Source organism: Neolewinella agarilytica (genome assembly GCF_900110645.1).
Taxonomy (GTDB): Bacteria; Bacteroidota; Bacteroidia; order Chitinophagales; family Saprospiraceae; genus Neolewinella; species Neolewinella agarilytica.
Window position 1 is genome coordinate 84,740 of the sequence record NZ_FOFB01000013.1, and the last position, 26,713, is coordinate 111,452.

At 53.2% G+C, this 26,713-nt stretch carries 21 protein-coding genes and 1 tRNA gene; 11 read left to right on the forward strand and 11 right to left on the reverse strand.

The window, feature by feature from the left end:
- Positions 1-21: 21 nt before the first annotated feature.
- Together BM123_RS12770 and BM123_RS12775 are read right to left on the reverse strand one after the other, a co-directional pair.
- The gene (locus tag BM123_RS12770) at positions 22-1,479 is read right to left on the reverse strand and encodes a TlpA family protein disulfide reductase (RefSeq protein WP_090169093.1); all 1,458 of its coding nucleotides are present in this window, start codon (positions 1,477-1,479) and stop codon (positions 22-24) included.
- 528 nt (positions 1,480-2,007) lie between these two features.
- Positions 2,008-2,083, reverse strand: a tRNA-Gly gene (locus BM123_RS12775).
- Between the two features lie 176 nt (positions 2,084-2,259).
- Between BM123_RS12775 and BM123_RS12780 the strand changes: the two genes are divergently transcribed.
- Positions 2,260-3,702, forward strand: coding sequence for a hypothetical protein (locus tag BM123_RS12780; RefSeq protein WP_090169096.1), 1,443 nt, complete (start codon positions 2,260-2,262; stop codon positions 3,700-3,702).
- A gap of 18 nt (positions 3,703-3,720) precedes the next feature.
- Here the strand turns inward: BM123_RS12780 and BM123_RS12785 are convergent, their stop codons facing one another.
- Positions 3,721-4,647 carry a carbohydrate kinase family protein gene (locus BM123_RS12785; RefSeq protein ID WP_090169098.1) on the reverse strand — a complete coding sequence of 309 codons (927 nt, stop codon included), beginning with the start codon at positions 4,645-4,647 and terminating at the stop codon, positions 3,721-3,723.
- A gap of 73 nt (positions 4,648-4,720) precedes the next feature.
- On the opposite strand from BM123_RS12785, the gene BM123_RS24230 reads away from it, so the two are divergent.
- Both BM123_RS24230 and BM123_RS12790 read left to right on the forward strand, forming a co-directional pair.
- Positions 4,721-4,882 (forward strand): hypothetical protein, encoded by a 162-nt coding sequence (locus tag BM123_RS24230; protein ID WP_175489367.1) that lies wholly within the window; start codon positions 4,721-4,723, stop codon positions 4,880-4,882.
- Positions 4,883-4,930: 48 nt separating this feature from the next.
- The gene (locus BM123_RS12790) at positions 4,931-6,613 is read left to right on the forward strand and encodes a glycerol-3-phosphate dehydrogenase/oxidase (RefSeq protein ID WP_090169099.1); all 1,683 of its coding nucleotides are present in this window, start codon (positions 4,931-4,933) and stop codon (positions 6,611-6,613) included.
- A gap of 148 nt (positions 6,614-6,761) precedes the next feature.
- Here BM123_RS12790 and BM123_RS12795 read toward each other — a convergent pair whose 3' ends face one another.
- Together BM123_RS12795 and BM123_RS12800 are read right to left on the reverse strand one after the other, a co-directional pair.
- A complete protein-coding gene (locus BM123_RS12795; protein WP_090169101.1) occupies positions 6,762-7,478 on the reverse strand; it encodes a hypothetical protein in 717 nt (238 codons plus the stop codon).
- Positions 7,479-7,502: 24 nt separating this feature from the next.
- Positions 7,503-8,075: an AAA family ATPase gene (locus BM123_RS12800; protein WP_090169102.1), complete on the reverse strand. Its 573-nt coding sequence runs from the start codon at positions 8,073-8,075 to the stop codon at positions 7,503-7,505.
- A 222-nt stretch (positions 8,076-8,297) separates the two neighbouring features.
- Between BM123_RS12800 and prfA the strand changes: the two genes are divergently transcribed.
- Entirely contained in the window at positions 8,298-9,377 is a 1,080-nt protein-coding gene (prfA, locus tag BM123_RS12805; protein ID WP_090169104.1) for a peptide chain release factor 1, read from the forward strand.
- A gap of 24 nt (positions 9,378-9,401) precedes the next feature.
- Here the strand turns inward: prfA and BM123_RS12810 are convergent, their stop codons facing one another.
- Positions 9,402-10,100, reverse strand: a complete 699-nt coding sequence (locus BM123_RS12810) for a ZIP family metal transporter (RefSeq protein ID WP_090169107.1) — start codon at positions 10,098-10,100, stop codon at positions 9,402-9,404.
- Positions 10,101-10,317: 217 nt separating this feature from the next.
- On the opposite strand from BM123_RS12810, the gene BM123_RS12815 reads away from it, so the two are divergent.
- The gene (locus BM123_RS12815) at positions 10,318-10,827 is read left to right on the forward strand and encodes a shikimate kinase (protein WP_090169109.1); all 510 of its coding nucleotides are present in this window, start codon (positions 10,318-10,320) and stop codon (positions 10,825-10,827) included.
- Positions 10,828-10,874: 47 nt separating this feature from the next.
- Positions 10,875-12,278 carry a S8 family serine peptidase gene (locus BM123_RS12820; protein WP_090169111.1) on the forward strand — a complete coding sequence of 468 codons (1,404 nt, stop codon included), beginning with the start codon at positions 10,875-10,877 and terminating at the stop codon, positions 12,276-12,278.
- A gap of 579 nt (positions 12,279-12,857) precedes the next feature.
- Here BM123_RS12820 and BM123_RS12825 read toward each other — a convergent pair.
- Positions 12,858-14,201 (reverse strand): dihydroorotase, encoded by a 1,344-nt coding sequence (locus BM123_RS12825; protein WP_090169113.1) that lies wholly within the window; start codon positions 14,199-14,201, stop codon positions 12,858-12,860.
- A 974-nt stretch (positions 14,202-15,175) separates the two neighbouring features.
- Between BM123_RS12825 and BM123_RS12835 the strand changes: the two genes are divergently transcribed.
- On the forward strand, positions 15,176-15,847 hold the full coding sequence (locus BM123_RS12835) for a hypothetical protein (protein WP_090169117.1): 672 nt from the start codon (positions 15,176-15,178) through the stop codon (positions 15,845-15,847).
- 212 nt (positions 15,848-16,059) lie between these two features.
- On the opposite strand, the gene BM123_RS12840 is transcribed toward BM123_RS12835, so the two are convergent.
- The gene (locus BM123_RS12840) at positions 16,060-18,603 is read right to left on the reverse strand and encodes a zinc-dependent metalloprotease (RefSeq protein WP_090169119.1); all 2,544 of its coding nucleotides are present in this window, start codon (positions 18,601-18,603) and stop codon (positions 16,060-16,062) included.
- A 158-nt stretch (positions 18,604-18,761) separates the two neighbouring features.
- On the opposite strand from BM123_RS12840, the gene BM123_RS12845 reads away from it, so the two are divergent.
- Positions 18,762-19,028 (forward strand): hypothetical protein, encoded by a 267-nt coding sequence (locus tag BM123_RS12845; protein ID WP_139211877.1) that lies wholly within the window; start codon positions 18,762-18,764, stop codon positions 19,026-19,028.
- A gap of 36 nt (positions 19,029-19,064) precedes the next feature.
- Here the strand turns inward: BM123_RS12845 and BM123_RS12850 are convergent, their stop codons facing one another.
- Complete coding sequence (locus BM123_RS12850; RefSeq protein WP_090169123.1) at positions 19,065-20,303, reverse strand: N-acetylmuramoyl-L-alanine amidase; 1,239 nt, start codon at positions 20,301-20,303, stop codon at positions 19,065-19,067.
- An 81-nt stretch (positions 20,304-20,384) separates the two neighbouring features.
- On the opposite strand from BM123_RS12850, the gene BM123_RS12855 reads away from it, so the two are divergent.
- Together BM123_RS12855 and BM123_RS12860 are read left to right on the forward strand one after the other, a co-directional pair.
- Complete coding sequence (locus BM123_RS12855) at positions 20,385-21,044, forward strand: heme exporter protein CcmB (RefSeq protein ID WP_175489368.1); 660 nt, start codon at positions 20,385-20,387, stop codon at positions 21,042-21,044.
- A gap of 204 nt (positions 21,045-21,248) precedes the next feature.
- A complete protein-coding gene (locus BM123_RS12860; RefSeq protein ID WP_090169127.1) occupies positions 21,249-21,629 on the forward strand; it encodes a RidA family protein in 381 nt (126 codons plus the stop codon).
- Positions 21,630-21,765: 136 nt separating this feature from the next.
- On the opposite strand, the gene BM123_RS12865 is transcribed toward BM123_RS12860, so the two are convergent.
- On the reverse strand, positions 21,766-24,000 hold the full coding sequence (locus tag BM123_RS12865; RefSeq protein ID WP_090169129.1) for a T9SS type A sorting domain-containing protein: 2,235 nt from the start codon (positions 23,998-24,000) through the stop codon (positions 21,766-21,768).
- 225 nt (positions 24,001-24,225) lie between these two features.
- Here BM123_RS12865 and BM123_RS12870 point away from each other — a divergent pair, with 225 nt between their 5' ends.
- Positions 24,226-25,581 carry a DEAD/DEAH box helicase gene (locus BM123_RS12870; RefSeq protein ID WP_090169130.1) on the forward strand — a complete coding sequence of 452 codons (1,356 nt, stop codon included), beginning with the start codon at positions 24,226-24,228 and terminating at the stop codon, positions 25,579-25,581.
- Between the two features lie 151 nt (positions 25,582-25,732).
- Here the strand turns inward: BM123_RS12870 and BM123_RS12875 are convergent, their stop codons facing one another.
- Positions 25,733-26,713 carry an SAM-dependent methyltransferase gene (locus tag BM123_RS12875; protein WP_090169132.1) on the reverse strand — a complete coding sequence of 327 codons (981 nt, stop codon included), beginning with the start codon at positions 26,711-26,713 and terminating at the stop codon, positions 25,733-25,735.

Here is a 26,713-nt window from a genome sequence, read left to right on the forward strand (position 1 = left end):
ATTTCGATTCCAGTGCCCCGATTACCGGCTCTTGTGCATCTGAATAGCCTGTGCTAACTGCTCCACCTTCAGGTTCTTGGCCACAATCTTGCGGTCCGGGCCAAGCAGATAAAGCTCCGGCGTATTGTCTACATAATAGGTCTTAAAGATACTCCGATTGGTGGGGTCAAACACGTTAGTGAATGGCTGCAAACGATAAGCCTGCACGAAGCCTTTCCATTTAGCGGCATCCGTGTCAAGGGCGATGGCGTATACATCCAGATCATTCTTCAGGCTCTGATAAGCCTGCGTTAGTTTGGGAGTCTGCTCAATACAGTGATCACACTCCGGGTTGTACATAAAGACTGCGATGTAAGGCTTTTTAAGGTCGTACAGACGCTTGCCTTTACCGTCCAGCCCCGGAACGGTGATGTCAGGTCCGGCTTGCCCCTTCAGACTGTAAGCCATCTGGTCTGCGCGTTGTTGCAGTCCGAAGACAGTCATACTATCTGACCAGAACGCCCGCTCACGGGTGAAGTAGTTCTGAATCATGTGAACGTGAATGGCCTCGGCGTCCATTACCGTAGACTTTCCCGGTTCATACTGCAGGGTAATCCAGTTAGCGAAGAATTTGAAGAAGTCCGGTTTATCAATGGCTTTGGCTATCAGGAAGTCGCTGGCCGCCTTAATGGAATCGGCGTTCTGTGGCGTCAGTTCTTTGATGTACCGCTTAAGCTTATTGAAAATAACCGGCGTCCGCAGCAGGCGGTCGTCATTGAAGTTGACGCCGTTCCAAAAGTCCCGCCGGAAGGCGACCACCTGCCCTTCTTCATCAACCTGACCATCGGGTCGGCGAATATCTCTTAGTTGTGGATTTTGCCCGCCACGCTTAAAGGAGGTAAACAGAGAATTTGGTGCCTGTTTATAAAGCCCCTCCAGATGAGCCATCCGCTGATCGACTAAAGCCCGACGTTCAGCCTGTAGTCTGTCGTAATCAGGGCTACCCTTGCTTGCGGAGCGTAGCTGCGCCCCAAGATTCCGGAACTGATCCTGCTGACTGTTTTCGTACCGAAGGGCCTCGTACAAAAGCTCATTGTCCTGGCTACCTTTCACGACCATAGTTCCAACGGCATCCGGCATACTGGCCGTCATGGTGAAAGTCTGGTCCTCCGTAATCAGCATCTGCACTCCGGAGCCGTCCGAAAAGTAAGCATAGTAATGCCCCTGAGGATAGGGTTCGCTTCGCTGAAACACGATGGCGTTACCGTCAATTCTCGCCGTATCTACCCGGTATTGTTGTTCCATCAACTGACCGATCAGTAGTGCTCCGGGAAGCGGAGCGCCAGCCACTTCCACTCGTATATTAGGAGATTCCAGATTAGCAGAACCCGGCGCGGACGCTGGTGCAGTGGACGCTCCCGAGGAAGCAGAAACCGTTCCTCCCGTATCGCCACAGGCCAGGAGTAAAAGAATGGGTAGAAGTAAAGCGTAGAAGCGCATAATTTTCAATTGTGGGGCAAAGGTACGGAAGGGGGAGAATTGATATCCTGCCCTTAGTGTTCGAAGTATAAATGCTTCTATTAACTCGATATCGGAGAGGGCCCAGGCCAAATCCAGACCCTCAAAGGAACTCAGTCCTCCGCTACGCTTCGTGCTGAGCACCTTCGAGGTCTTAAAACATTGGGTAATTGTCAAGGACCTCGAAGGTGTTGGCCCGTAGCCGGAGGCGGAGTAGCCAACTCCTTTGAGGGTCCGGCTTTGGGGCATGCGATGACTCCTTCGTCGTGATCGCTTACGCTCTGAGTTCGAACAATTACGACAAAGAAAAGCTTCCCTTCCCAAAACGCACAAGGGCCATCATCCCGGAGGATAACGGCCCTTTGACGCGTAGTGGAGCGGATTACAAGATGACTCCTTCGTCGTGATCGCTTACGCTCTGAGTTCGAACAATTACGACAAAGAAAAGCTCCCCTTCCCCAAACGCACAAGGGCCATCATCCCGGAGGATAACGGCCCTTTGACGCGTAGTGGAGCGGATTACAAGATTCGAACCTGCGACCTCAACCTTGGCAAGGTTGCGCTCTACCAACTGAGCTAAATCCGCGTCTGCTGGCTGCTCAGCCAAGTGCTCTATTGCTAAAGCGATGCAAATATAGGGCGTTTCAAAAGACCCTTGCAAGTAAAATGGCTTAAAAGAGAATAAAAGTTGCAGCGAAATGAGGCAATTTATTGATTATCAATTTAATGGAAGACAAAAAAAAATCATCCTACATTTGAGCCATGCCGAAAGAATACCCAAAGTATGCTTTTTACCTGCTCATAGTTGCTGGTTTCAGCCTGTGGGTAATTAATTGGTGGGCGGGCCGCCCACTCTTCATTGATGAGGCCAACGTAGCCCGTAATTTATATGATCGCTCCTTTAGCGGGCTGTTCCACCCGTTAGACCACCAGCAGTATGCTGCACCGCTTTATCTGGTGATGGCAAAAGCCTGCGGAGAACTTCTCGGATACGGAGAACTGTCGCTCCGCCTCCCGGCCATGCTGGGTGGTGGTCTGGCCGCTCTGGGGCTCTGGCTCGCCGGACGAACGCTGAAGCTCGGGTGGTGGGCGCTTCTGCCCCTGGCCCTACTGTTCGTCAATCCCTACGTCCTTCGCTACGTAGGAGAGATAAAGCCCTACGCCATTGATCTCGGGCTGGCCTCCCTGCTCATCGCCTTCGCGCTGAAGAATCCGCAGCCGGACGGGAAGTGGCTACTCATTGGTTTGTTGGCTCCCTGGATTTCTTTGCCCGCCACCTTCGTTTTGGCAGCGGTGGGGATCAGCTCTTTCCTCAGGGTGCTGATCAAACCGTCCGCGCCCCGGGCTGAGCTACCCCAGCATAACAGAAGGTCCGTGCTTAAGTGGATAGGACTCGCCGTAATTTGGCTCTTCTCCTTCGCTGTCTTGTATACATTGGTAATCCAGGCATCAATCGGCAACCAATACCTGCATCATTATCATGGTCGTTATTTCTTCCCGCCCCTTAGTGGTGAGGCAAATTTGCTCAAAGCACTTGGTCTGCTCTATTCACTACCCAAACTGGCCTTTGGCTTTACGGGCATAGCCATCGTTGTGGGTGTTCTCCTGGCCGGCCTGGGCCTGTTCAAAAAGTATAGCGACCAGAAGCTACTGCTATTTCTTCCGCTTCTCATCGTAACCATTGCCTCCTACTTCACCCTTTATAGTCTCATCCCCCGCCTGCTCCTCTTCACCCTTCCGGGCTGGTGGCTCCTGGCAGCCATCGGGAGCAAGGAACTGTGGGAAGATTACAGCGGCCGCCCCGTAATAATGTATGGTCTGCCACTTAGCTGGGTCTTCGTATTGGGGTCCACTAATGTAGCACGCCACTTCCTGCAACCGATGACTTTTTCGGATTCCCGGGACTTAGTTACACAGATAAGCGAAGGATATGTCCCCGTTATCCACCGCAGTGTGCAGCCTGCCTGGGACTACTACCGGCGCATACATCCGGCATTTAAGGACCGCCTGGAAGAAGAAGTTCCCGCAACGGAGATTGAACAGCAAACCTTCCCGGGCAAATACGTCCTGCTGTATACGGTGCTTACACAGCAGAGCATCCGGGATCGTTTGGAAACGGATAGAATCTGGGCGACGGAGCGCGGGTGCAAGGTGAGGACAGAGGCCATATATCGGGCCGCTGCGGTATATCTGGACTGTGAATGACCGAATAGGCTGTCTACCCTACTCTTCCAATAAACGCTGAACGCTCACATCTTCGAGCACCGGGCCTACCCGACTTAGTTTTAACTCGGCCATCGCGCGTCCGGCTCTTGTGCAACACTCCCAGCCTAAGCCTTCGTTGTAGCTGGCCAGGAATCCCGACCAGAAGGCATCTCCGGCACCGGTGGTGTCTTTGACGTCCACTTTTCTGGCGGGCAGGTGAAAGGTTCCCTCATCGTGCATCACGAACACGCCGTCTTCTCCCAAAGTCAGGCAAACGAGATGTGCGCCCATATCTTTAATTTTCTTTGCGGCGGAGTGATAATCAATCACCATTTCACCGAAGAGGCGCTCGAAGTCTACTTCGCTGACTTTTACCATCGCACCGAGTCCCGCCAGTTCCTCCAGTGTTTTGCGACCGAGGGCTACGTTGTCCAGCCAGATTTTGTCGGCATAATTGAAGTCGGTGCTCAGGCGAATGCCTTTGGCCGCAGCCTCCCGCATGGTGATCAGGATACTGGTACGGGCGGGGTCCTGGCTGAGGGCGAAAGCAGTGGTGTGCAAAACTCTGGCGGCAGACAAATCCAGCGCTCTGAGTTGTTCCAGCGTGATCTGTCGGTCGGCCAGCCGGTAGGGTTCGAAATTGCTCACGGCCCGGGACTTGGTTACGAGGATGAGCGTGGTCGGGTCTTCATGACGGGCAACGGCAGAGGTATCTGCACCGGATTCTTCTACGGCGTCAATCAGGAGGCTGCCGGCGTCGTCTTGCCCGACGGTGGCGACCAGGCTCACCGGCTGGCCCAGCCGGGCCAGGTTCATGGCCAGGTTGGCCGGGCTGCCTCCGGGCAACCGCTGGTAACGGTCCGCCGAGCGGAAGTCATCAGTATACTCCGTACTGATCAGGTCAATGAGGAGTTCACCTACGCATATAATTTCTGAAGGGGGCATGTCGGGGGGAAGGCTTATGAAGGGCTAACTTACGGAATAGGTGGCGTACGTACTGCTTCGCAAACAAGCTCGTGTGTATAACAAGCTCTACATTCGTAGCGCGGCTGGAAGCCGCTTTGGCCGGTCGCTGCTGGAAGCAGCGTACACCGGTAACCTCACCCTGCACCTGCGGCCGCGCCTGCAAGCTACTGAAAGCCTTATTCCCACTAAACACGGGATGACACAGAACAATTAACCGTCCATTGTGCTTTTGTCTCTATATTCAACGTAAAGACAAAGCGGCATGAAAGCTACTTCCAAAAGAAGCCAGAAACTAGAAAAACTACGGACACATTCTTTTGACCTCCTGGTCATCGGTGGTGGCATCACCGGTGCCGGCGTAGCCCTGGACGCCGCCAGTCGCGGTCTCGATGTTCTGCTCGTTGAACGGCATGATTTTGCTTCCGGCACCAGCTCTAAATCCACCAAGCTGATTCACGGCGGATTGCGTTACCTCAAGAATCTGGAAATTGGCCTCGTCCGCGAAGTAGGGCAAGAGCGCGCCGTTGTTCATGAAATTGCGCCCCACCTCGTCCGCCCCGAAAAGATGCTACTCCCTTTGGTTGAGGGAGGTTCACTGGGCAAGATGACCACCAGCATGGCACTCTGGGTCTATGATTTTCTGGCCGATGTGGAAGGCGATGATAAGCGGGTCATGCTGACCAAAGAAGAGACCGCTGAATACGAACCGCTGGTACGCACAGACATTCTCAAAGGAGGAGGCTTCTACGCCGAATACCGGACCGATGATGCCCGACTAACCATCGAAAACATCAAAACCGCCGAAAAGCACGGCGCGACCGCCCTCAACTACGTAGAGGCGACCGAATTTGTCTACGATGATGACGGGCAAATCACCGCCGTCATCTGCCACGACCGTTTCAGCGGCGAGCACATCACCGTACAAACGAGCCACGTCATCAGCTCCACCGGGCCCTGGGTCGATGAGCTCCGGACCGTCGACAAAAGCATGACCGACCGCCACGTATTTCTCTCCAAAGGAGTGCACATCGTGGTGTCCCGGGAACGACTCCCCCTGAAGCATGCGGTTTACTTTGACGTGCCGGACGGGCGAATGTTCTTCGCCATTCCCAGACTCCGCTGCACCTACATTGGCACAACGGACACCGCCTACAAGGGAGACCCCGACGCTATCCCGACTTACCTCGAAGATGTGGAGTACATCCTGCACGGTACGAACCTGATCTTCCCGACGGTCAACCTGAAGCTGGAAGACGTGGAGTCCAGCTGGGCCGGCGTTCGCCCCCTGATTTATGAAGAGGGTAAGTCCGGCGCAGAAATGTCCCGCAAAGACGAAATTTTTGAGTCCGAGTCCGGTCTGCTCTCCATTGCCGGCGGCAAATTAACCGGCTACCGGAAAATGGCGGAACGGGTTGTTGACCGTGTCGGCAAACAAATGAAAGAAGACGGCAAGAAGCTGAAGCACACCACCACCAAAGACATTGACCTCACCGGTGGCCCGTTCAAAGACTTTGCGGCCGTATTGGCCTACGAAAAAGAGATTGCCGCGCTGCTGGAAGCAGCGAGCCTGTCCCCTGACCGTGCCGCCTATCTGGTGAGCAACTACGGCAAGCAATCCCCCGAAATCATTGAAGCGGCTACTCACCGTAAGGAAGGTACCGACGTTGGCCGGCTGGCCGCCGCAGAAGCTGCCTGGTGCATCGAGCACGAGTTAGCCCTCTACCCCATTGACTGGGTCGAGCGGCGCAGCGGCCGCCTGTATTTCGACATGCCAAGCATCGAGCCCGTGCTCGAGGAAGTGCTGGCCGTCTTCGCCGAAGCCTACCAATACACCGAAGAAGACACCAATCGGGAGCGCGAGCGTATCCGCAAAGCCATCAAGTGGGTGAGTGAGTTTGAGGCTGCCCCGGAAGGAGTGGTGGTGCCGGAGATTGTGGCGGTTTAAGGATAAACCTCTCCCCACCCCCTCTCCGAAAAGCCTTGCCTCCGGCGCGACGGAGAGGGGCTATGAAAACGCCGGGCGTTTTTGGTGGTAGACCATTGGAATTTCGTAGAAAAAACAGCTCGAAGAGCTTCGTAACACAGCACCGACTTTAGTCGGCTGGAATATTGAAATCAACGTGGTAATGATCATCGTGTAGATCGTCCACCAACTTAGGTAGTGCTTTAGCTAAATAAATGCCTCTGGCACGTACCGCTTGTCCGCTTTTCGTAGCGTAAAAGTCATCCTTGAGATCGATCTTGAGGATGACTTTTTTTATGCGCAGACCATTCTTTCGGGCCGCATCATCGAGCGCGAGAATATGCTTACCCATGGTTTCAAAATCGATGGCTACGTTTTCACTCCACCGTCCTTTTTCGTCGAAGGAGAGCAGGTAATGCCACACGCCTAGCCGGTCCAGCCAACGGTATTGTTGCCCGTTCTTGATCTTAGGCACCATAAAATCCACCGACATTCCGATCTGATGCGTGCGGTGCGGCCAAAGCCGCCCACCACAGCAACGGGCGCTTTCCATAATCCTAAACTGAATGCCGGGGCAACTCGTCTCGCAGGCAGCATACGCCTCCACTACCGTTTGATGGACTTTGTGGTGGGCGTAGCCCCGATCCAGTACGAAATAACTCAGCGAACTGAAGTACCGGAAGTTCTCACCTGACCATGGCAGCAGCCAGCCATTTTCCAGGGTCCCACCGGAGACGGAGCCTTTGGAAGCACTCTTGCCTTCGTTTTGGTGAAGGAGTTCCGGAAGGGATAATACAATAAGGAGAATGGCGAATACTGCCAGGGCAATCTTTTTACGCTTAGTCATGCGGGGGGGGGAAGGCTCTGCTAGCTAAACGTCTGCCGGGAAGCCATAGTGCCCCATTACTAAATCAGCGACTTCATCAGCAGTCAGCGATTCATTGTTGATCTTAAATATTTTACGCTCCGGCATTTCTCCCGGCAACGTATTCTCCCGATAGTTTTCATCATCGGACAAAAGGCACTTTTCGGAATGAGCGATGTTTCTTTTCGAAGGTTTCTCCGCCAGACGATCCGGATGCCGGTTCCGCTTCAGTCTGGTTGCCTGACTGGCCGTTAACTCAACATAATGGACTTTAGCCCCGGCATCGGTGAAGATTTTCACTATTTGATCTACGTACTTTCTGTCCTCCGGCAAGCCCATTGCCCAGCAAAAGGTAAAGATGAAGCCGGGCAAATCGCTGTCGGCTACCACCTCGAAGACGCCAAACCGGACCAATCGATCAATCTTCCGGAACGGATCGGTTCCGAAGTCGAAGAAGCGGTTAGCCAGTTCCAGCGAGACGTGGTTATGCATCAGCTTATAGCCCGTTTTGGCGGCCAGAGCTTTACCGACGGTCATCTTGCCAACGGCGGGAGGGCCGAAAATGAGGATGAAGTTCATGCTGTTGGATGTCGGGAATGAGCCATAAAGTTGCGAATCGCACCGGCGTACGCTGCTTCCAGCAGCGACCGGCCAAAGTGACTTCCAGCCGCGCTGCCAATTTTATTGCGCGCGCAGAGCGCTCTTTGGCCCGTTCGCGCGCGGAGCGGCGCGTACGCCGCAACATTCCCTCACACGGTTTATCTTTGCGCCCCGATACCAACAGTTTAAAACTACCAACCTTTGCTCGACCAGCTCGCCGCCATCTTTCATCGCTTCAAGAACCTCGAGGAACAACTCTCTGACCCGGAGGTAATCACCGATGCCAGTAAGTTTACCAAAGTCAACAAAGAGTACGGTAAGCTACGGCCCATCGCGGACACCTACCTGGAGTACAAGGACCTGCTCGACAACCTGGAGAGCGCCGAGTCCATGCGCAAAGACCCCGACCCGGAGATGCGGGAAATGGCCCAGATGGAATTCGAAGAACTCCGCGACCGTAAAGAAGTGATGGACGAGGAGATCAAAGTAATGCTCATCCCGAAAGATCCGGAAGATGAGCGGGACATCATCATGGAGATCCGCTCCGGAGCGGGCGGCGACGAAGCCGCCATCTTCGCCGGCGATCTCTACGATATGTACAAGCGCTACTGCGAAGGGAAGGGCTGGAAACTGGAAGTCATCGATGAAAACGAAGGCACCGCCGGCGGTTACTCGAAGCTCGTCTTCGAGGTCCATGGCGATGATGTGTACTCTCACCTGAAGTTTGAATCCGGTGCTCACCGCGTACAACGCGTTCCTAAGACGGAGAGCCAGGGCCGGGTGCATACCTCTGCCGCCACGGTAGCCGTCTTACCCAAGATGGAGGAAGAGGACATCAACATCAACAAGGCCGATCTGAAGATCGACACCTTCCGCGCCTCCGGCGCGGGTGGGCAGCACGTCAACAAGACGGAATCCGCCATCCGGATTACCCACCTGCCTACGGGCATCGTCAGCGAAAGCCAGGATGGCCGTAGCCAGCACAAGAATAAGGAGATTGCCATGGCGCAGCTCTACCAGCGCATCAAGGACGCCCAGGACTCCGCCGCCCAGAGTGAACTCTCTGCGGCGAGAAAATCCCTCGTCGGCAGCGGTGACCGCTCCGAGAAAATCCGCACCTACAACTACCCCCAGAACCGGGTAACCGATCATCGCATCAACCTCACCCTGCACAGCCTGGACAAGATTGTCGCCGGCGGGCTGGAGCCCGTTATCGAAGGCTTGCAGGTAGCGGAGAATGCTACGAAGTTGAAGGAAGGAGGAAGTGTGGGAGAAGGGTGATATTTCGGATGTAGAAGTTTCGACTTACTCCCCCAGCGTATTAAGGTATAGCGCCAGCACTAAGCCAATGGCGGTAGCCAGCCCGGTCCAGTACTTATCATCTTTGAAGGCCTTCGGGAAAACCTCCAGTGCAAGCGAGCCGACCACTGCTCCTCCCGCAAAACACTTGATGTAATTAAGGTACTCGCTGGGAACATCCGTTAGCAGATAATGTCCCAACAGCGCTGAGGCAGAAAGAATTACTGCCGTAAACACCCAAAGGAAAAGGATTTTCTTTTTGGAATGCTGGTTCTCCGCCATTTCCTTAGCGCCACCCGCTGCCTCCGGCAGGTTAGACAACAGGATTGACCCCGACAAAGCAGCAACGGAAGCCGGGCCGGCACTAATGAGAGCTACGCCCAAAGCCAGATTTTCCGGGATGCCATCAAGGGTAATGGCGGCAAGTAAGCCGCCGCCACTGTCAGAGCCCCATTTTTCTTTGACCAAATAGTCCAATACCGTAAAAGTGACGGCTCCGGCAAAAACGGCAGCCAGGGTAATGGGTACCGAATTTTCCTCGAGTGCAGGATTGATCAATTCCAGTAAAGCCGAAACTAAAAGCGCTCCGCCGGCTAAAGCGACCAAAAAGCCCTCCAATTGCTTAGACAGGCTTCCGTAAATGCCCCAGATTGCGCCTGCAATCAGTGCTCCGGAGACAACAATTATTACTATGGCGGTCATCATTATTGCAGCGTTTATAGCGGTCTGTCTGATAAGTTCCAACGCAACATTAAAGATAGATGTTCCGAATTAGGGCCGTACCCAAAATGCCCAATCAAAGCGTTTATGATTCTCACTGCTTCCCCCACCCTACCCTGCAGTTTTGCTGAAAGAAACCCTTGCACCTGCGGTCCCGCGCCCCTCCAACCAACCCCTCTCCTTATCATAGCGTTCTCTAGGTATGCGTATTTATCTAACGGGCTTCATGGGTTGCGGAAAGAGCTGGACGGGCCGTCGGCTGGCCAAGCTGATCGGCTGTGATTTTGTGGACCTGGACGACTGGATCGAGATTGCCGCCGGGCAATCCATCAACGAAATATTTGCCACTCAGGGAGAAGAAGCCTTCCGGGAATGGGAACGCAGCTCCCTGCGGCAGCTGGCTGAAAAGACCTCCTTCGTGATGGCCACGGGTGGCGGAGCGCCTTGTTTTCATGGCAATATGGACTGGATGAACGAGCATGGCACCACCGTTTTCCTCGACCCTCCGCTGGAATGGATGCTCGAACGACTGGAAAAAGGCCGTGCTCACCGCCCCTTACTGCAAACCAGCGAAGAACTCGCTGATTTCGTCCGCCAAAAACTGGCCGACCGGCGCCCCGTTTACGAAAAAGCCCACATTCACTTGCAGCCGACAGACCCAAATACCTACATTCCGCGTTTGCTCTACGACCAATTGCTGTCCAGTACGTAATACCTGTCAGCTGTCCATCAAACACGAATTAAGCTACTACACAACTTATGCGTTTATTATTCGCCAGCCTTCTTGGCCTCTGCCTACTCTCCTCCACCCTCTCCGCCCAAAAAGAAACCACCGAAACCGGGATGTACTTCATCGGCTTCTCCGATAAAAAAGATACTCCCCATACCCTGGAGGATCCTTCAACTTACCTGAGTGAAAAGGCGCTGATTCGCCGCGCGCTGCACGATAGCCAGGTGAACGAAATGGATCTCCCCGTCAGCCCTGCCTACGTGACGGCCATCGCAGAAACGGGGGCTAAAATCTGGCTGACCACCAAATGGATGAACGGTGTGGTGGTGGCCGCTGCCGGACCACAGGTGGAGGACATCCGGAAACTTTCCTTCGTCGAAAAGACGGAGTTGGTCGCTCCGGTACAATATGACCGTCCCTCCGCCAGGCCCGTCATCCCGAACATGGACCGTCCGGCGCCCGAACTGGAGCCCGTCCCCGTCCGGAAAAACTTGTACGGTTACGGCTGGAAGAACCTGGACCAGATGGAAGGTGACAGTCTGCACATGTGGGGTTTCCGGGGAGAGGGCGTGCTGGTGGCCGTGTTCGACGGAGGCTTCCCTTACGTAAACTACAAAGACTTTCTGGGCTATCCGGATGCCTCCATGGTCCCCGCCAGCTACGACGTAGTGGAGCAGGACAGCACTGCCTACGACAGCGGAACCCACGGCGCTACGGTGCTGAGTACGATGGCGGCTTACCACCCTTTCTTCTTCATCGGGACGGCTCCGGATGCCCGCTACATCCTCTTCAAAACGGAGAACGGCAAAGGGGAGCACCGGCTGGAGGAGATCAACTACGTGGCCGCACTGGAAATTGCTGACAGCATCGGGGTAGACGTCGTGAACAGCTCTTTGGGCTACACCACCTTTGGGATCAAGGAAATGAATTACACGAAGAAGGACCTGGACGGAAAAACCAGTCCGGCCAGTATCGCCATTGACCACGCCTTTGAACGGGGAATGATCATCGTCACCAGCGCGGGCAACAGTGGCAATGACAAATGGAAGTACATCTCTACGCCGGCCGATGCCAAGCATGCTTTTTCCATCGGAGCACTTAATTCAGACGGCAGCCGGGCCTATTTCAGCAGCTTTGGCCCGACGGCTGACGGACGGATCAAGCCCGACGTTAGTGCCCTCGGCGTTGACGTAACCGCCATCACGGCCTCAGGCCGTGGCATTACCAAGGCTAATGGTACGAGCCTGGCCTCTCCGCTGGTGGCGGGTTTGATTGCCTGCCTGCGGCAGGCAGTGCCCGGTGCGACTAATCAGGAATTACTGGATGCCATCCGGCAAACGGCTAATCAGGCGGATGAGCCGGACAATGAAAGAGGCTACGGGCGCCCTGACTTTGCCGCTGCTTACCGACTGCTGATGATGAGCCGGAAGTAGTCTTCAGCCCCGAATAACCAACAAAGTTATAAGCCAGAAAAAAGGATCAAGCAATGGGTTGCTCGTAAATTGCTTACACCGGTCGCCGAAAAAAATCTTTGCAGATTTTAGAGGCCCGTAAACGGGGCAGATTAAGACATTAAGCTTTTTCAACATACCTAAAAAGCTAATTTAAAGCTCTTTAATCAAAAAAATTACATCCTGTCTTTGGGGCTTTGTTCGTCATTTTTTCGCCCGCTAATTTGGGTAGCCGCAACGGTTGTGTTAGTTTTACCCTACGATAGTGATCAACCTTCTGCAAAACCAGCAGTTAGCTTAGCACCATCGATTAAAGTATTCGGCGTTTCGCCGTCAAGCCTTTATTTGGTATCAGTAAGTTGGAACGAGCCCCGCCGGTATATCTGGCGGGGTTCTTTGTTTTTTTGGCTCATAGCCAGAACACGGACGCTCGCAGGTTGCTTCGCGACGCTACGAGGTCCTAACAAAAGAGCCAGAAGACCTCGTAGCCTCCTGAAAGGACCTTCGAGCGGTCCCGGTGGGAAGGCAATACTAGCCTCCCAGCGGGAAACATGAGGTTACCTACCGATCAAAAGCCAGCCGCTCCCCTTTAATTTCTTCAAAGAAGAGTCCCCGATCGTAGGCGAGGTGGCCGGACACGATCGTCTGCCGAACCCGACCCGTGAGATTCCAACCTTCGATGGGAGACCAGCCTACCTTGTAGAAGATATTGTCCTGAGCCACCGTCCACTTTTCTTTAGGATCGTAAATAACGACATCAGCCCACATGCCTTCGTCGAGGTAACCACGGCGGTCTACCTGAAAGCAGATCGCGGGCGCGTGGCACATTTTTTCGACGATCTTTTCCAATGAAATATCACCGGCCTGCTCCAGTCGCATCATCATGTCAAGCGAATGCTGCACCAGCGGCAGGCCACCGGGGGCTTTGAAGTAATCCGTCCGGGCTTTCTCCTCGGCGGTGTGTGGGGCGTGATCGGTAGCGATGACGTCGAAATGGTCGTCGAGCAGGGCGGGTAGCAGCGCTTTGCGGTGCTCTTCGGCCTTGATGGCGGGGTTGCATTTGATCTTATTGCCGAGGGTCAGGTAATCCTCCGCGTTGAAGGTCAGGTGGTGGACACAGACTTCAGCGGTGATGCGCTTTTCTTCCAGCGGGATATCGTTGCGGAAGAGGGCTACTTCATCGGCCGTACTGATATGCAGAATGTGCAGGCGGGTGTTGTGTCGCTTAGCCAACTCGATGGCCAGTGAGCTACTTTTCAGGCAGCCTTCCGCTGAGCGGATGATGGGGTGCTGGGTGACGGGAATCTCGTCGCCGAAGCGTTCTTTTGCCGCAGCGGCATTGGCCCGGATGGTGGCTTCATCTTCGCAGTGTGTAGCGATGAGCAGCGGGCTCTGTGAGAAAAGACCGTCGAGGGTTTTCTCATTGTCAACCAGCATATTACCGGTGCTGCTTCCCATGAAAATTTTGAGCCCGCAAACCCTGGTGGGGTCCGTCTTCAGGGCCTGTTCCAGGTTATCGTTAGAGGCCCCCATGTAGAAGCTGTAGTTAGCGGGGCTGACGGCTGCGCCGATGTCGTACTTGGCCTGCAGCAATTCCTGGGTAAGCGAAGCGGGCTTGGTGTTGGGCATCTCCATGAAGGAGGTGGTACCGCCGGCTACCGCGGCCCGGCTTTCCGTTTTAATGTTCGCTTTATGCGTCAGACCGGGTTCCCGGAAGTGCACCTGATCATCGATTATACCCGGCAGGACGAAGCAACCCTCGGCATTGATCTCCCGGTCTGCGGGCCGGTCGATGGAGCTGGCAACGGCTTCGATGAAGCCGTCTTTAATAAATACGTCCGCCACCTGTCGCTGTCCGCGGTTAACGATGGTTCCTCCTTTGATGAGAATAGTGCCTTTGCGCATGAGTTGCTTGTTTGACGGCGAAGGTAATATGCAGGGGGGCGGGGTGCAAGTTGCAGGGTGGAGGTTGCGGGTTGCAGGTTGCAGGTTGCAAGTTGCAGGATGCAGGGGGCATGGTGCAAGTTGCAGGATGCGGGCAGGGAAAGGATAAATTGGCGGCGCGTCCGCAGGTGCAGGGGGAGTTGCAGGGTGCAGGGGGTAGGTTCCAGGTTGGAGGGTACAGGTTATTGAACACCCTCGAACACTTCCTCATTCACTCAGCTGGCGGACCGACGACCTTCGTTCCTCAGGAATCGGGCCGACGGCTTTGGAGCAGGTGAAGCCGTCCACCGGCTCGAAGCGCAGCGTAGGCCGTCGGCCGGCTGGGCGGAATTCACGATGCGACCTTCACTCCGCCTATTGTCTGCAAAAACGACATTCACGTTTACTGAAATTTGGGCGGGTAGATTATTCTCCGTTAGCTCAATAAAGCCCTCATACCTGTTGCCACTTACATCGCCAACGTAGTCATTGCATAAACTTAGGTTCTGATGTTCGTCACATCCAACGGATAAGCAGGCAACAGACATCATCACGGCAAAAATTATCTTCACTCTTCTATCTAAGTTAATGTGTCCGATATTCCAGATCAGATTAGGAAAATTATTCAGCAAAGCCCCTAAGTCCCTCCCCTGCACCTGCGGCCCCGCGCCCGTGGGAACCAATTTTCAGGTTGCAAGTTGCAGGTTGACGCCCCCCGAAACCTGCAACTTGCAACCTGCAACCCGCAACCCGCACCTTGAAACCTGCAACCTAAGACACCTTAACCTCTCCTTAATTGCCCACCCCTAAGATTTTAACAGTCAAATGTGCAACCTTTGGCCATCGGTAACCGCCCTTATCAGCAAATCACCCGAAACTATGCCTTTGGCCTGATGGTCCACCGGCTCTCGTTTTGCCCCTTACTTTAAACCTTACAACCATTAAAACTCACTTCCATGAGACTTCTGACTGTTCTTTGCTTTTGCCTTTTTGCTACATCGTTTGTTTCCGCCCAGAATGAGGGATATGCTGAAACAACGGTACTGGCCCATCAGGCCCAGGAAACCACATACGACGCCGACCTTGGTCTTCACCAGGGACGTGAGCGCACGCTGTTGGGCGATCTCGACCTCAGCGGTGCCTGGGGTGGCCCGACTTACAATTACTCCATGACCGGAGACGACTGGGCGCTGGTTCGCGGTGGCTTCGGCGGACTGGAGTTCGGCGAAGAGTTCTTCCTCGGCTACGGTGGTTGGAAAGGCCGTGAATCCTTCACGGTGGACAACCCTACGGATGCTTCCCCTGATTTTCAGTTCCAACATTCCGGTTTTATCCTCGCCTACTCTCCCCTTAGCGATAAAGTGATTCACCCACGGATCACCACCATCATCGGCCCCGGTAAGATTGATATTAACCCACAGTTTGTACCTGCGGGGGAAGACAGCCGCGACCGTATGCTGGTCGGCCAGGCTATGGTCGGCTTCGAGCTCAACCTCTTCCAGTGGTTCCGCCTTGGTGTTGACGGTGGTTACCGTTTTGCTTCCGGAGTTGATACCCCGACCATTACGGCTCAGGATGTTTCCGGCACCGTACTGCAGATCGAAGCCCGCTTCGGCTTTAGCTGGTAACGTTACGAGTGCTTTAAACACAAAATCGCCCTAACCTGCTGAAGCAAGGTTAGGGCGATTTTTTTTTGGCCCAGGATTAGTGGCTCACCAGGAGTAGGGTGTTCCATCGGGTTTTTACCACGATTCCGGAGGAATCGGGGCCGGAAAAAGGCCAAATTACAGAGGCAAGGCATGCCTTGCCTCTGCAATCTCCGTCCCTTCCGTCAGTGGTCCTACCTCGCCACCGTAAACCGAGCCGTAGCCTGATAAGCCTGCTGGCCATCGATCCGGAGCAGGTAGGCACCTGTGGGCAGGTTCCCGACGGGAACGCCAAGACGTTGATTGCCGGCGCTCAGCTCCATCTTCTGCTGTAAAAGTGTACGACCACGCAGATCAACAATGCGGAGAGTGGCTGGCCCGGAAGCAGCTGTCGTCAGGTCAACGTTAACCTGATCTGAAGCGGGGTTCGGGAACAGTGTCAACTGCTCCATGACCGTGGAGGTGGTAAGCGGAGTATCGTCCTCAATGGCCTGTCCTTCTTCCGTTAGCAAAGCGACACAAGAGCTGCCTTCATAGATACGGATATTGCGGAAGTAAGACGTACCGTTCTGCGCGCCGCCGTCATGGTCAGCCGTAAAGAACAAGCGGTTAAAATCGCCCCGGTAAAACTGGCCGACGGGAATAGTGAAAGATTCCCAGGTTCCGATGTTCGTGTAGGTGTCAAAATTACCCCGCCCCCAGGTTTGGCTACCATAGAGCCGGAAAGTCTGGTTAGAGCTGATCCTGTTATCATTATCAAAACCGATGCCATGAATTTCTCCCTGGCGGGTTGATCCGAATTCAAATTCAATGATCGTGTTGGCGGTCACTGTATAGTCCAGCATCAAAGCTTTCCAGGCGTTATTCTCCAAGCGGATGGTGGTACTGTTCATAACAGTCACCGGACCGCGGTCCTGGCTGGAGCCGTAAGAAACAGGTGGGTAGTCAATGAAGCTGATAGCGTTACAGGCAGTATCATCGCCGCCATTATCGTCATCACCACCTTCATCTCCACCACCGTCGCCGTCGCCATTGCCGTCATCGCCGGAGTTGGTGATACAGAAGTTTTCCGTCGTGGTAAAGCGGAAGCTGCCACCCGAAACCACGTCAGTGCCCTCAACATTGATATTAAAGGAGCCATTACCGTAAGCGCAGCAGATGCCGTCGCCGTAGGTATCGTTAATCACAAAGTCATAGCAGCCGGCGGGCAGGCAGAGCTCCTGAGTAAAGGTTGCTCCAAGGGTCGCATATGGGCCTCCACTGGCAAGGGTTGATCCCGCTGCGTTTTTCAGCGCCCAGGTGGTTTCCCCTGGGTAATTGTCCGTCTTAATGGTAATGGTCGTTACCGCATCCGTACAGCCAGAACCACCGCCGGAACCACCGCCCGAGCCACCGCCGGAACCGCTGCCGCCGTTACCGCCGCCGCCAGTTCCACCACCTCCACCACTGGAACAGTTGGACAGGCAAGAGCCGTTATAAGCCCGGTTACGCATCAGGTTTCCGGGTTGGGTACCGAATCCTTTGTTGAAGTTTACGCCAACAGAGGTGAGGTGACAGTAACTCATAATCGTGCCGCCGCCACTGGGACGAGACTCCGTAGCAGCACAACCACCTTCGGTAGTCCGGCAGGCATCCAGGGCCGTATTGTTACCATTCCACACACAAGCATGGGTATGCTGAGAGCCAAAGTTATGACCAATCTCGTGAGCCATTACGTTGACCGACCAGCTGTAAGAAGGTACACTCTGGTAGCTGTTGTTGATCGAGCTGAAGCCATACGCAAATTGGGTTGCGCACAGTACATCAACGTAGGCAACTCCACCACTGGCCTGAAAGGAGACCAGGTGAGCGATGTCTCCATTGAAACTACTACGGTTATTCATGAAGGCATTCAGATTTCCGGTACTGCTGCTGCTGTTGTAGGGGTCGTTGCTTGTCCAAATGTACAACTCACTCATCACCAGATTGATATTCTCATTGGCGTAGAGGGTAGCTACCTGATTGAACAGGCCGGTCATGAAGACCGTAACGTTGGCAGAGTTACTTCCCCGTTGGGTGTAGATGCTATTGTCAACCTCCAGATAGACATTGACACAGTTATTGGCATCCTTCTGCTGAGTATCAAGGTCCAGCAATTCTTTGGGGCTGTAGGGTATTCCACTATCCTCCGTTGCACATTCGCCCAGGTCAGGCGTAGGCAGGTCTTTATCGTTGTAGAGGACGTGGCTGGAAGACTTCGTCAGTTTTCCCAGCACAAAGTTGCCTTCGGCGTTGGCAATCATTCCACTCACCTCATCTTCAAAGACGGAGAGGGCCACAACGCTTGATTTGTCTCCGGCAACAACGCCACGGTAGTGCAAACCGTAGCCGGCCTTAGTGTAAGTGTTCCCTTCGCTTTCACTGATTCGAAACCCATCAGCGAAGAGGTTTGCCCTTACCAGGTCGAGGCGGTCACCACTTCCGGGCAGGGTAATCTGCAGGGTCGCCGGGGCACTTTTCCGAAGATCGGTCAGGCCTGCGGCATCAAGTTCAAATACGTCGTAATCTACGCCTGCCTGATCGAGAACTTCGATGGGCGCATGGCTTTTAGTCTGGGTAAAGAGGTTAAAGGATTCTTCAAATCCGGTTTCATCGGTGATCTCCTGTACCTGATCAGCAGGGCGAAGTGTCTGGGCAAAAAGCCCGTTCGTGATCATCGCCGTGCAAAGCAGTGAAAACAGTAAAATAGCGTTATGCATATGTCAAAAATTGGTTTGTGTGAATAGAAGGTTCAGGCCCCGCACTACGGTGGGAGCACAAGTATTCAAATGAATACTGTCTGGAAAGAGTCTATGAGGAAAATGCTTCTGTTAGTTTCCGAGGTCCGTGATCAGTGGACACTTAAAAAAGTATGGTCATGAATGTAGACGAACACAAGAACCCAATGGGGGAACTTGCCCTGAAAGCAAAAAATAAAGAGGTTGGTTTCCGAGGTCCCTTTCAAGGACACTTAAAAAAGTATAGCCAAAAACAAAGCTCTGCAAGTCCCGGAGAAATGGGACTTACGAAAAAAATTAAAGAAAGGGGTGTTGGTTTCCGAGGCCTTAAGAGGCACTTAGCAGAGGTGCAGGGGGAAAACTTCTCCACTTGCTGTGGCACCTCAAACGTATGTACATTTCATTAAGTTGTTTACGCAGCAGAAAAAAATGCCTCTCTTTTATTATTTAACAATTAGGCCCTGGCAGAGCCAATCCGCAATTAACTGACGGTTACGGGGTTCCACGATTCTGAGCTGATCAGACGGATTGGTAATATTTCCCAATTCGATAAAGACACCGCTCGTTTTGGTTTCGCGCAAGACATAAAGGTCTCGTGGCCCGACCGTACCGGCGTATCCCCTCCCCTTACGAACCTGATCATACTTTTGCCGCACTACCGTTTGCATTCGATCTGCCTGTTTAGCACCAATCAAATCCGTTTCGTGATGATAAAAGAACAGGTCGATTTTTTTGTTACTGGCACGACTGTCCACGTGAATGGAAACCATCGTCTGATCACTGATCCCCTTGGCCAGATTCTCATCATACAATCGGTTGATGATGTTGGACCGTTGTGCCAGTCGGTTTTTTTGTCCATGAGGGATAGGGTTTCCGCCCCAGGCGGTCTCATCCTTGTCTCCTTTCAGGTAACGATCATCCCGGATCCCGTCGGTATCCCGGACGATCATGTAGGGTGTCCCGCCGTGCTTCAGGATATTTCGGGTCAGGCGCAGAGCGACATCGTAGGCATACTCATCTTCGTGCAGGAAATGCCCTGCCCGCTTCCCTATCGTTCCGGGGTCCGGGCCGCCGTGCCCGGAGACGATGTAAAAGATTCTGCCCGCCAGCTTATCATCTACTTTAGGGACATAAGCGTACTTCTCCCCGAAAATTTTAAAGGTTCTGAAGGCCGTTGTAGTCTGCTGCTCCGGAACTGCTCCTTCGGCGGAGACCAAACCTCCTTCCGGTTTACTAATTTCACCACTGTCCGTGATTTCTTCCGGAGCTGCCTTTAGCTTTTCCTCAAAACAATTATCGATATGGAAAGGAAGGTACAAGACATTGTCTTCCCGAAAGTCCTTCGGGCGAACGCCTTTTGCCAACAACTCCTCGTTATAATACTGGATACTCAATGCCCGGGCATAATCGTCGTTGCCCGTTGAGCTTCGAATACTCTTGCCATTATAGTTAATGGTTTCAATCGGCATTTCATACGTTCGTCCTACAAAGAGGTTCGCGTTTTGCTTAAGACCGTTCAGGCGATAGAACTCCTGCAGGTTACAGGGGTAATCCAACAATTGGTATCGTCGCAGGATAGCATAGACGCCATCACCTTTCTGCGCAACAACCTTGAGTTGTTCCGCCTGAAGGGTTGACAGGGCCACCAGAAGCAGGCAAAGGAGGAGTAAGTGTTTGTTCAAAAGAAAAGACAATTATTAATTCAGCAAAAGCCTGACGGAATGATGGCGCAAGATAGTAAGCGTCCAACTTACCTTTGCAAAATGGACACTCTCCGTCAGATCGGCCACCTCTTTTGGTGGGAGCTTAAAACAGAATGGCGCAACCGCTATGCCCTGGGCAGCGTATTGCTGTACGTCGTTGCCACCACGGTGGTGATTTACTTCGCCGTCCGGCAGTTTAGCCCCATGACCTTTAACGCACTATTTTGGGTAGTGTTGTTTTTCGGAGCCACGGTGGCTTCAGGGCGCAGTTTTCTGCGGGAAGGCGGACGGCGGCATTACTACTTCTACACGCTGGCCAGCCCGGAGGCCCTGCTCGTCAGTAAACTCCTCTACAACACACTGATCATTTGGCTTATCAGTGGTCTCAGCTGGGCACTGCTTAGTTTTTTTGCGGCGGAGAACTACGTGTTCGAACCCGCCTATTTCACGCTGGCCTTACTGCTCGGAGGCATCGGCCTATCGGCCATCCTGACCTTTGTGGCGGCCGTAGCCGCCCGGGCCGGCGGTAACGGAACCCTGATGGCGGTTCTTTCTTTTCCGCTCATCATCCCGCTGCTTTTTCTGTTGGTAAATGCCGGTGGTTATGCGGTTGGGCTCACTTCGGGCCAGGAATCCTCTTATCTGCTACTCGCAGTAGCGATCGATTTGCTGGCCATGGCGGTTGGCCTGGTGTTATTCCCCTTTGTGTGGCGGGATTAAGCGGGCGCGGCCGCGGGTGCAAGGGGGAGTTTTTGGGAGCAAAGAAGCTCCAGCTCCGAACACGAATGGGGCCACAGGCTCCCGGAGCAGGTATGCGCAGTAGCTTTCTTATTGTTGGAAGCCATGGATGAGACAAAATCGCTTCGCTCCCTTGCCCGGTTCGGAGCTGGAACTCCTCCGCCCAAAGACGCTATCTTAGCTCCTATGAAAATCATCCAGCACCCCGACATCCCCACACCAAAGGGGCACTACAGTCCCATTATGGAGCACCAGGGCACTCTCTATGTCTCCGGTCAGCTCCCAACGCTCCCCGATGGGAGTATGCCGGACGGCCTCGAAGCACAACTTCTGCTGGCACTCGGGAAAGTCGAACAACTTCTCCTCTGTGCGGGCAGCGACCGCAACCATGTGATTCAGGCTCGTATCTATATCCCGGACGTGGCTTACTGGCCAGAGGTTAACCGTATTTATGCCGGCTTCTTCGGAGCCCACAAACCCGCACGCTGCGTGGTCCCCAGCAGGGAATTACACCATGGAGCTCTGGTGGAAGTCGAGGTAGTCGCTTGTGCAAAGAGCGATAGCTGAATACTTCATTGCCTCCTACCCTTCTCTGCACCTGCGTACGCGCCCGCTTAGTGACATTTGACCCAACAAAATGCCCGTAGAAGCAATCGACTTCTACGGGCATCTCTGTTTATGCGTCTTGCTGAAAAGCCAGCGTCTACTTCTTCACAAACCGTAAAGACCCTAACGCACTCCGCAGTAAGTAAACGCCCGGAGGCAGGCTGCTAACGGATAGTCGTCCGCCAGCCTTCAGTTGATCGACGCGCATTACCTCCCGACCGCTCAAGTCCAATACCTGTAGGTTATTGACCTTTGCATTGTCCGTTTCCGGAAAGCGGACGGTAAGCATATCTACCACGGGGTTCGGAGACAAAGACCAAAGCGCTTCGCCTGCCAGGGAAGCCGTTACAACTTCAGAGAAAGAAAATTCTCCATCAAAGTCCGTCTGGCGCACCCGGTAATGGTTTAAGCCGGCGTAGGGTGAAGCATCCGTCAGCTCATACTGCCCGCTCTCATTGGGCACTACACGACCGATGGCAGCAAAAGTCGCCCCATTGTCCGTTGACCGCTCAACGGTAAAGTAATCATTGTCCGTCTCCATTACCGTAGCCCACTGTACCAGGATCGTCTTGTCCTGCGGTGTAGCCGTTACGGACAGCCAATCAACCGGTAACAAAGCCTCAAAAGCAGGCAAGGTGTAGCCCCGGTTCGATAAGATGGTATGCACCATAAGCACTTCTGCGTTAGTGCAGCCAGGTAACACCCGGGAAGCTTCGTATACAGCAACCGCCGCGTCGTTCTGAGAAGAGCTTCCACTTGTCATGGCAATCCCGGACCAGAACATCATGTCCGTCTTCATCTTACCTACGGCGTCCCAAATCTGCATCATAGCGGAGGCCCAGATTTGGCCATCGTTGTGGATTTGGCCAACCAGACCACTTGGGTAAGAACGAGAATCATCCACTCTGCGCCCGGACCAGAATTCGTTGTGTCCATCCCAGGTAAACACGTGGTCGTAGCCGTCGTCGGCGGGGTCCCACAACCCAAAAGAGCGGTTGTAAGATGCTGCCCAGTAATCACCGGACCCTTCACTCAGACCATTTACCTGAGAAAGGCCACCGTCAGTAAACCAGTCATGAAGGCCGTGGCCAAGCTCATGGTGAATTACGTCAGAATCCTCTGCATCATCGACTCCGCCGTCTCCGAAGATAATTCGTTGGGTAGTGCCAGTATAATAGGATTGGTCATCATTGTTAACACCCGATGGATCGAATTGGACCCCACCAGTATATTCTGACGGGCTCACATCGAGGCCTAGTGTTTCGTTCAGGTAACGCATGGAGGCATCTACGTGGTAGTAGACATTGGCCGCCTCAAAAGCATTATCCGACCGATTGAAGTTCCAATTGGGGGTGGCTTGAGAAAACAGTCCTCTAAACGGGCTCTCATGGTCTACTATTTCAGCGTACGGACCAATCAAATGGTATTGCCCACCACTAAAAGTGATATCGAGTAAGGTAACCGAAACCTGCTCAGCGACCAGATTAGGGCTGTTAGCATCGTTCGCATCACTGTACCCGCTGGTGAAATAACTTACCCCCGCAGTGGTAAGTGGATCCGGGTCAAAAACGTTTCCGGTGCCGTTTACCATCATGGGAAAGGGCAGCGCTTCGGGCTCCTGCCCGTGTCCATGCCCGTGTTCTTCATCGTGCCGGTAGTAAAAAGCGATATCAGACACTTTTAACAGCTCCCCGGTTTGTGCATCTACGAAAGACTCCCATTCGCCCTGTGGAGCATTGCTGGAAATAACAATACGGTGGGCCAGATAAGGCACTTCCTTTAGGGCTACAATAACAAGATCCTGAGTTTCAAAGTGGATGTCACCCGTAATCTGAAGATGCTGAGCCGCTACGTTACGTGCAGCCGTGGAATTAATGGCGGGGCTGACGGAGGCGAGGTTCACCCCGGCAACGAATTCGTTATTCACCATGCCTACGGACTGATCAGGGAAAACCGTGAGGGAGATTCCTCCCTTCCAAACCGGTACTCCTTTCCAGGTCTGTTTTAGCCGGACCGTTGTTCCGGCCGGGCGCTCGCGGGCGACCTTGAATTCGAGGTTTTCGAGGTCCGCAGTAGTAAGGCCTAGTTTAGCCGTTGACCGGCCAAGGTATTCCATGGCCATCTCCAGAGGCGATGCCTTAGCCACCTTTTTGTCGGTTTGATAAATGACTAAGGCCTTACCGGTGGTAGCGTCGAGCCGTTCTTTCCCTGTAACGAAGCTGCCTTTTTCGGCCTCTACTCCTAAAGTAAGTCCGCGGTCAGCCATTGGCTTTTGTGCAACTAAAGTTGCGGTAAGCCCAACCAGGCTTACTAAAAATAGTAATCGTTTCATTTTAAATTGTACCTGAGTTCCCTGTAAATAATGCCTAAAAGTAGCCCAATTCAACCTATCTGATGATGGTAACTAAATTTAAAGTCGGACAGAAGACACTGGCGCCTTTGAAGTTCAGGTAAATTCTGCAAGGGAGGCGGGGCGATTCCGCGGGTGCAGCGGACGGTTTTTAAAGAGCAGGGTTAATCACTACTCTGACTACCGCAGCAAGGTATATCTTTGCGTATGACATTTGCCGAACTCAACCTGAACCGCCCACTCTGGAATGCCCTTGAAGAACTCGGACTGGAGACGCCTACTGCCATTCAGGCCAAGGCCTTCTCCCCCATCATGGCTGGTCGGGATGTTATCGGCATCGCCCAAACCGGAACGGGTAAGACCTATGCCTACCTCCTACCTGCGCTCAAGTTGTGGCAATTCACGAAGTCGCCTTTCCCTCAGGTACTCATCATCGTACCTACCCGGGAACTCGTACAGCAAGTGGTTACCGAGATTGAAAAACTCACCCAATTCATGAGCGTCGAAGTTGCTGGCGTCTATGGAGGAACCAACATCAAATCGAATAAGGCAGAGATTGAAGTCGGGGTAGACTTCGTAGTGGGAACCCCGGGTCGCCTGGTAGACCTGCTCAAAGACGGCGTTCTGAAGCTGAAGAACGTCAAGCGCCTTATTCTGGACGAAGTTGACGAGATGCTTGACCTCGGATTTCGGACACAACTCAACGACATCGTTGACTTCCTGCCCAAAAAAAGGCAACACCTTTTCTTCTCCGCAACCATGGTGGAAGAAGTGATGGGAACCATCAGGCAGTTCACTGACTACTACGAAGTAATTGAAACGGCGCCCTCCGGTGCACCACTGGAAAATATTGACCAGTTCTCTTTTGAAGTCCCCAACTTCAACTCCAAGGCCAACCTGCTGGAATACTTGCTAAAAAACCGAGCAGAAATGACGAAGGTGTTAGCTTTCGCCTCTACCCGAAAAATGGCCGATGCGCTCTATGAGCGATTAGAACCTGTATTTGGAGAAGCAGTAGGCGTAATTCACTCTTCAAAGTCGCAAAACAACCGTTTTAATACGGTAGCCACCTTTGAGGATGGTACCTATCAATGCCTGATTGCCACCGATATTGTAGCCCGCGGACTGGACGTCTCCGGCATTACCCACGTCATCAACTTTGATGTATCGGACAATCAGGAAAAGCACATTCACCGCGTCGGCCGTACCGGCCGCGCCAAAGAGAAGGGTGTAGCGATCACCTTCTTCTCAGAGGCCGAAAAAGAAGCTAAAGCAGCCATCGAGGAATTGATGGGGCGCCCCATTGAAGTTCGTCCGCTACCGGAAGGCGTAGAGCTGTCCGACGTCCTCATCCCACTGGAAATGGAACCAGAGTATGTGGCGGAGAATACCGAGTTTTTCGACATTGACCCGGAGCGGGCTGCCTTTCATGAAAAGGCGGAGCGAAACCAGAAGGTGAACGTTCGAATGGGCAAACGGGCAACGATGATGCTGAAGTACAAGAAACCACAGTCGCGGGGGGCGAAGCCTAAGGGGAATAAGAAGAATAAGAAGAGGAAGTAGTCTTTTGGTCTTTTGGTTCTTTGGTCTTTTGGGCTACCGCATTTTGGAGGCTTTGGAGGCTTTGGAGGCTTTGGAGGCTTTGGAGGCTTTGGAGGCTTTGGAGGCTTTGGAGGCTTTGGAGGCAAAATAAAGATCGGACAATTACCGTGGATCAAGTGACCGTCAAAATCATACCGGGTACTGCACCAAGATGGTACTGAGCGGAAATCATCTTCCTGCCCACCGGTAATGAATCCGTATTAAAAACAGCCTTCGGAATCGTTAAGCCGGATTCATTCAGACCTAAAGATTGGGTCCCAAATATTTTGATAGTCGTTGAGATTCCCAACTTGTGAGCATTGGCAATATCCTCATCAACAAGTTGATGCTCTATCATAGGAAACTGAGTTGCTCCGTCCTGCAAAAGCGGAGGATGGCCGGACAGTGCCTTCCGGCTAATAACCAGCAATTCAGCTAGCGCTCTGGACTTGACGGTCCCCGTACTACCGTATTCTATGGCAGCAAGGTGCAGACTGATTTCCGCTGGAATCAACAGAGCATCTTCCCGCAGCTGAGGTAACAGATTTAGAGTTATGGCCACCTGAGGTTCCTTTTGCAAAGCGTACTGCATTGTTTCGCTTAGCAGGATGTCATATCTTTCTGGGTCATTCAACTGAAGCGTCGTCGCATCTGCCTGGTAAAGCGCCCTAAGATAAGGTCTGAAATCATCGCCCTCAAAAACCCTCCGGACGGTCTTGAAGCTAACTTCATTAATTTCCACCAGCGTAAGCTGAAGTTCTTCCGGAGAATACCTGAAAAGTAAAGGAAGGGCCAGAGTCGCAAAAGGGCCAGATCCTGCATACAGCAATTCTATTGGCTTGAGCCCCTGGTTGAGCTGATAATCAATCGCTTCTGCGAGACCTTTCACAAATCGCTTAGTGCGCAGTATGTCATCAACACAACGTACGGCCCACTCCGTTCCAATAGCCAACCCCTCAGACAAATGAACATCATTTCTCAGGGAATCGTCATCTAACCCCAGTTGGGTTAGGTCAAGTAAACAGACCCGGAAGTCATCGATAGCCTGATAGAGTTCAGCGAAGTCTACTTCGTCCGCCAAAAATACGGTAGCAATATCACGGAGATTATTCAT